This is a genomic window from Bacillus massiliigorillae (assembly GCF_000380245.2).
In the GTDB taxonomy this organism is placed as follows: domain Bacteria; phylum Bacillota; class Bacilli; order Bacillales; family DSM-1321; genus Bacillus_AD; species Bacillus_AD massiliigorillae.
In genome coordinates this window covers 94,627-100,626 of record NZ_HG428741.1, presented here as the reverse complement: position 1 = coordinate 100,626, position 6,000 = coordinate 94,627, and the positions used below count along the sequence as shown (strand labels likewise).

5 protein-coding genes and 2 pseudogenes are annotated in these 6,000 nt (G+C 33.9%); 2 read left to right on the top strand and 5 right to left on the bottom strand.

What is annotated here, in order from left to right:
* The 3 genes from TX86_RS00500 to TX86_RS00490 form a co-directional block, all read right to left on the bottom strand.
* Positions 1–1,157 (bottom strand): hypothetical protein (locus TX86_RS00500; protein ID WP_195892846.1); only part of this gene is annotated, 1,157 nt, incomplete at its 3' end.
* 232 nt (positions 1,158–1,389) lie between these two features.
* Positions 1,390–2,193 carry a DUF1444 domain-containing protein gene (locus TX86_RS00495; RefSeq protein WP_081707514.1) on the bottom strand — a complete coding sequence of 268 codons (804 nt, stop codon included), beginning with the start codon at positions 2,191–2,193 and terminating at the stop codon, positions 1,390–1,392.
* A complete protein-coding gene (locus TX86_RS00490; RefSeq protein WP_042345261.1) occupies positions 2,190–2,501 on the bottom strand; it encodes a thioredoxin family protein in 312 nt (103 codons plus the stop codon). The genes TX86_RS00495 and TX86_RS00490 overlap by 4 nt, the downstream gene beginning before the upstream one ends.
* A gap of 211 nt (positions 2,502–2,712) precedes the next feature.
* Here TX86_RS00490 and TX86_RS27675 point away from each other — a divergent pair.
* Both TX86_RS27675 and TX86_RS27670 read left to right on the top strand, forming a co-directional pair.
* A pseudogene (locus tag TX86_RS27675) lies at positions 2,713–3,717 on the top strand (HAMP domain-containing protein); the annotation flags it as partial.
* 405 nt (positions 3,718–4,122) lie between these two features.
* A pseudogene (locus TX86_RS27670) lies at positions 4,123–4,662 on the top strand (methyl-accepting chemotaxis protein); the annotation flags it as partial.
* 206 nt (positions 4,663–4,868) lie between these two features.
* Here the strand turns inward: TX86_RS27670 and TX86_RS00480 are convergent.
* Both TX86_RS00480 and TX86_RS00475 read right to left on the bottom strand, forming a co-directional pair.
* Positions 4,869–5,387: a hypothetical protein gene (locus tag TX86_RS00480; RefSeq protein ID WP_042345257.1), complete on the bottom strand. Its 519-nt coding sequence runs from the start codon at positions 5,385–5,387 to the stop codon at positions 4,869–4,871.
* Between the two features lie 91 nt (positions 5,388–5,478).
* Entirely contained in the window at positions 5,479–6,000 is a 522-nt protein-coding gene (locus tag TX86_RS00475; protein WP_042345255.1) for a DUF84 family protein, read from the bottom strand.

The window sequence follows — 6,000 nt, the reverse complement described above, 5'->3', positions numbered from 1 at the left end:
TGTAACACTTCAGGCTCTTTATCCTCTATTGCTTCTATAGGTGCTACCGTCACAGCTGTTTCCACGTATGAAGAAACATGATTTTTGTTTATATTAACATCATGATTTAACTCAATAACGTTTTGCTCAATCTCATATTGTTTATTTTCACTTACTAATTCACTATCGTTACTAGTACTAATCTGTTTTTCTATATGGTCTGGCTTCTTCTCTGACCATACTTGCTTAATCTCTTCAGTCCGAGGAATGATTCTAGCATCATGAATTACAGATTCAGGTTTCTTTTCAGTCACATAATGATTTACCTCATTAGAGTTTACTTTTTCATCATGCTTAAAAACATGTACTTCATTCTCAACTGTTTTTGGTTCTTTATTAGTCTTTTGCCAATCAGTGATAATAATTTCGGGCTCACCTTGCTTTTGCTGACTGTTCACAGTTTCATAATTGATGTCTTTATTAATCTGTTGTGGTCGTACATTAGTAGTATTTAAATGATCAGTTGTTTGCTCTTGAACTCTAGTATTGTGCAAGGGAGTCTGTTTTCGAAATACAGCTGGAGTATGATGATCCTCTCTTTCAATATTCGACAACTCAAATTCAAACTCGTCATTTTCTTCCTTCTTCGGTCTTCTCTGAAATCCATATACAGGAGAAGGTATCTCAGCAGGTACAAAAGGACGTTTTCTCGTCTCTTCTTGTTTCACTACTGGAGCTTTTGTTACTTTATTCTGATTTTCTTGTATTGGTCGCTCTCCTCTTGTTCTATCGCGTCTTGCCTGTGTAGGAGTAGATGTTGGAGCAGATGTTTCCTTGCGAACTGTTGGTTTCTTTCGCTCCCGCTCACTTGGCATATAATCAGGAATCACCGGAAAACGAAAAGCTCCTTTCGGATACTGATAACTTACCTTTGCATCCACATCATGAAAGTTTGTTTCACTCTCTTGCGGTCTATGATCAACAAATTTTTTAGGCTCTTGAAACTCTCTTCTTTTAGGTTCTTGCTGTTCTCTTCTTTTTTGAAAGAAGCTACTTTCTTGTTCAGTAGTTATTTTTACTCCTCTATTTTCAAGCTCTTGTAAATCAAGATGTTCATCATCTTTCAATACGATTTCTTCAATTTCATAAACTTCATCGGCTTTAAACCATTTTGCCATTTTTTTAAGCCACTTCAACACAATCACTCTTTCTAAAGCTATTATTCGTCTCTTTATTTTACCAGTAAATTAATAAATATCGAGCGAAAAGTAAAGGAATCATACCATATAATGAGAAAAAAATAAGCTAGTACTATTTTTGACATAGAAAACACTTACTTTGTACTTATAATTCCATAATAAAAACTGCCTTAAATAATGTTGTTATGTACAACATTATAAGGCAGTTTCATTATTCATTTGGTTTATTTTTACCTAAAATAAAAATAGGTTCTAATTCTCCGTCATTATATAGAAATGACAATGCCGTAATCGGTACGTGACCACTTGTAAAAAAGCTCATACTCATTTGAGCAAGAATGTCATACCCTGTGTTATTTCGAATATCCGCAATAATACATACATCACCATGCGGAACAGCAACAGCCATTTCACCTGTAATAGAAGTACGCATTTTTTCCAACCATTGCGTATTTAAAATTTTACTTGCATCATATCCATCTTTTGTACTCACAAAATAAAAAACATTACCCGCTACGCTTTCACTTTTTGCACTTGTATATAGCTTTGCCAAATTGCTGGCAGCTGAATGTTTCACCATCTCTGGTTTCCAACCATTTTGCTCGATAAAATTTATATCAAGCAAACGATACGTTGTACCTAAATCTAGCGCATAATAAATACGCGTTTCTGCAGTATGCTCTTCAGTCATAAATGTTTCGCCATCTTGATTAGACGTTGGAAATGAAGTACTACGAATAACAGGATATATATTCGCTTCCTGCTGATTTAAGCTATGGTCACTTCCCATGACTTGTAGCGCTTCATTGACATAATAAACCGTTTCATCAATCACTGCTTCTTTGGAAACTTCTGCTTTCGCCACAAGCGGTGACAATGAAATCGTAATCCCTTTCTTCGTCATGGTATTCTCAATTCTTAACGTTTCTTCCTTCGCATTATAGACAAAAGAACGATTAGTTTCTTCTAATCGCTCAATCAACATATCCTTTAACTTCTTGCTAGTCATTTTCATAGGGCTTGTAAGAAGCTTACTACTTCATCTTTAGTTTTTGCTTCTTTACTTACAAAACGTCCTAGCTCAGTACCGAAGCTGAATACGATAAAACTTGGAATACCAAATACATCATTTTCAATACATACATCAATAAACTGATCACGATCAACATATACAAATGTATAATCGGCAAAATCTGCTTCAATTTCAGGCATAATTGGTTCTAATAGTCGACAATCTGAACACCAATTTGCAGAAAATAAAAATACTACTCGATTATTATCTTTTAAATCTCTATATTGTTGTTCAGTTTCTAATTTAATCATTTTATAGTTACCTCCAAAAAATCTCTTTTAATATATGTGTATGATAACAAACTTCGATACTCATACCAACATATATCAATTTATTTCTTAAAAACTTTACAGTAAATTGCAAAGGCATAGTAGAAACAGGTAAATAGTCTTGTTCAAATAGGAAAAAAATTCTATACTATAGGGACAATTATGCAAAAAAATAGAGAGTTGGGGGGGTACCATGTTTTCGATAAAAGCAAAGATTGGAATGATATTAATTATGACCACCATTGGTCTAGTCGTATTCTTTTCCTTTAATATGATTTCGAACAATTTAAGTGAAGACGCTCGAAAAAAAGATGACGCACTTTCTAATGCAGTGGTCGTCAGCAAAGAAATCAAATATGAAATGATGCAAGCACGCAATTACAGCCAGCAATATCTTCAAAAACCACAACAAGGTACTGCCATATTAGTATTAAATGAGATCGATAAAATTCAAAAGCAAACAAATCTTTTAAAGAAACAGTTTAAAAATAACAAAGAAGTACTAGTGAGCTTTGATAGAATTGACAAGAGTACAAAGGAGTATATTGAGAAATTCAATACGCTTACCGATCTCAATAAAAAAATTGGCTATACTATATCTCTTGGATTACGAGGAGAGACGAGCAAACTTGCTAAAGAAGCAAATAAAATACTAATTAACAATGAATCACTTTATAAACGTTTTCAATATATTAGACAGCTTGAAAAAATTTATTACTCCACGAAAGATCCTGATGTATACGATGAGTATATGACTTCCCTTAATGACTTTACAACACTCATACAAAATGATGAAGCCGTAAAAAAAATAATATCTGAATATTCTATCGTTTTCACAAATACTATTACTTCTATTCGAGATAGTGAGAAATTAGCCCTTACGTTTGATAACAGCACAACAACAATTGAACGTGCTATTTTTGAAGTTGAACAAAGTGTAGGAAATCAAAAAAAATCCATTCAAAAATCACTTAATGGACAAATAAAAAAACTATCTAACCTACTAATAATAGTAAGCGCTATCATTCTAATCATCCTTGCTGCAATAAGTTATTTGTTATCAAAATCCATTCAATCCTCTATTGCACTATTTAAGAAAGGTGCAAACAAAATTGGTGAAGGTGATTTAAACTCTCGAGTAAAAATAAAAGCAAAAGATGAAATCGGAGAACTAGCAATAACCTTTAATGAAATGGCGAACACAATGCAACAGGCACTATTAAAAGTTCATACTTCAGCTGAGCAATTAAATTCATCGTCTCAACACTTAGCTGCAATATCAGAGGAAACAACCGCACAATCAAATGAAGTAAATGCAGCTGTTAAACAAGTGGCTCTTGGTGCTAACTATCAAGCCTCACAATTAGATGATAGTAATACTATTATGCTTCGCGTTGAAAAGGCCATTAACGATACTGAAACAATAAGCAAAGAAATCTATAAAGAAGCCGTACTAACGGAAGCACAAGGAAAAGAAGGAATTGAAACCATTCATCTACTTGAAGACACATCCCACCAATTCTTAGAGCTTTCGAACCATTTAATCATACAAGTGCAACAAGCAGCTGAATTCTCCAATAGCATCGCTAGCATCGTAAATACAATCCAAGAAATCGCCGAAAATACTAATTTACTTGCATTAAACGCAAGCATTGAATCCGCTCGGGCTGGTGAAGCTGGTAAAGGCTTCGCTGTTGTAGCGAATGAAGTAAGAAAACTAGCAGAGAAAACAAAAGCAGAAGCATTAAGTATACAAGAAGTGATTTTTAATATGAATGGTCAAATGCAGCAACTACTCACTGAATCAGAGAAATTCAATGAATATAAAACGATTCAAAGTAATTCTGTTACAACTACGAAAAACGCGTTTACAACCATTGTAGACCATGTTTCAGGTATCACAAGCAAAATAGCAATTATTCAAAAAGCAGTCAATGAAATCCAGTCCTCTAACACATTTCTTGGAGAGAAAATGCATAGTATATATGAGATTTCTCAACAATCTGCAAGTGCGGCAGAAGAGGTTAGTTCTTCAAGCGAAAATCAATTAACTGCAATCTCTCAAGTAAGTGAAGCCGCTACGCAATTAAGCTATATAGCAAACGACCTTCAAAATGCAATTAGCACCTTTAAACTAAAATAAAAGAGGAGTCATGAAAGTGATTTCAATCACTTTCATGACTCCTCTTTACACTTCCATGATGCTTCGTAGTTGTTTACATACATAGGTAATTCAGAAAAGTTACATAAAAAGGTTGATTCTTAACGCTTATGATATAGAGGATCGATTTTTAAGTTTCATCTATACCAAAAGGAAATCTTCATAACAATAACTTTTGAGTCAACCTCTTACTTTCCTTTCTGCTTAATAGAGGAAGCTATATCCATCATGTCTTCAGCATACTTTGACAGGTCTTTTACTTTTGTTTGGGCTGTTACTTTAACACCGCCAACACCAGTTGTTACTTCATATTCATCCTTTGATAATTCCTTGATAGCTGCAAAGCCAACACGATCGTCTTCTTGAAAAATCTCGTAAGCTAAGTAATCCTCTTTTTTCTTTTCAATTCTTTGGCTAATTGATTGGCTACTGCTACCTTCATTTGGATTAATGAAAATAATAACTGGATTATCCCCTTTATGAAGTATGATATTATGCTCTTCTTCTTTTTCTATTGTATAGTCTGAAGGCAAATAAAATTTAGTATTACCACTTTTTTCATTTATCTCCTTCGGTTTATTCATAAAAGCTTGCTTCGCTGAATCAATTGCTGTAACCTTTTCTTCGTCTATATTAGCCGAACAAGCTACTCCTACTAGAAGCAACAAACACATACAAACAAGAAGCATTATGTTTTTTCTTACCAAATCTTGATTCACCTCAAATCAACTTACCTTTTACAAAATAGTGTACCCATTCTGTAAAACAAATTATGATTTCTTTGTATATTTTTTCATTTTAACTATGGAGCCTTTGTTGTTGATACTTATACTGGCCAATTAACATTTTGACAATATGTTCAAACATAGCAATTCTTGAAATTTCCTCATTCGTGAAAACTCCAATAGCTCCTTCTTTTTTTCGGATATTTTTCTTCTTTGTGTATTCATCCATAATAGGACCAAGTTCTTCACCTTGTCTCAAACGAATAGCTATTTCTTCTGGTAACGGTATTCTAGCTCCGCCAGCTATAATTGGCTCTTGCTTATTAGTAACAAGTGCTCCCCAATTACATAGAAATAAGCCATATGGCGTTTCTACAACGCCACCTTCTAGCCCAATTCCGATTTGCCCGCTAGTCTCCATTAAACTCGCCTTTGCTCGATTAATAGCTCCTTTAATTGTTTCTTCATCAGAAAAAGGCTGATTTGAAACCCCCGAAGGCACATCCACTGCTAAAACCTTATTTTGATTAATTTCTACAACATTACTGACCGCCTCAACCTTAGCAGGATTTCTACTTCCTATAGCAATAATCAT

Coding starts and splice junctions, on each gene's coding strand:
- TX86_RS00495 (WP_081707514.1), bottom strand. CDS start 2,193: ATGAAAATGACTAGCAAGAAGTTAAAGGATATGTTGATTGAGCGATTA.
- TX86_RS00490 (WP_042345261.1), bottom strand. CDS start 2,501: ATGATTAAATTAGAAACTGAACAACAATATAGAGATTTAAAAGATAAT.
- TX86_RS00475 (WP_042345255.1), bottom strand. CDS start 6,000: ATGATTATTGCTATAGGAAGTAGAAATCCTGCTAAGGTTGAGGCGGTC.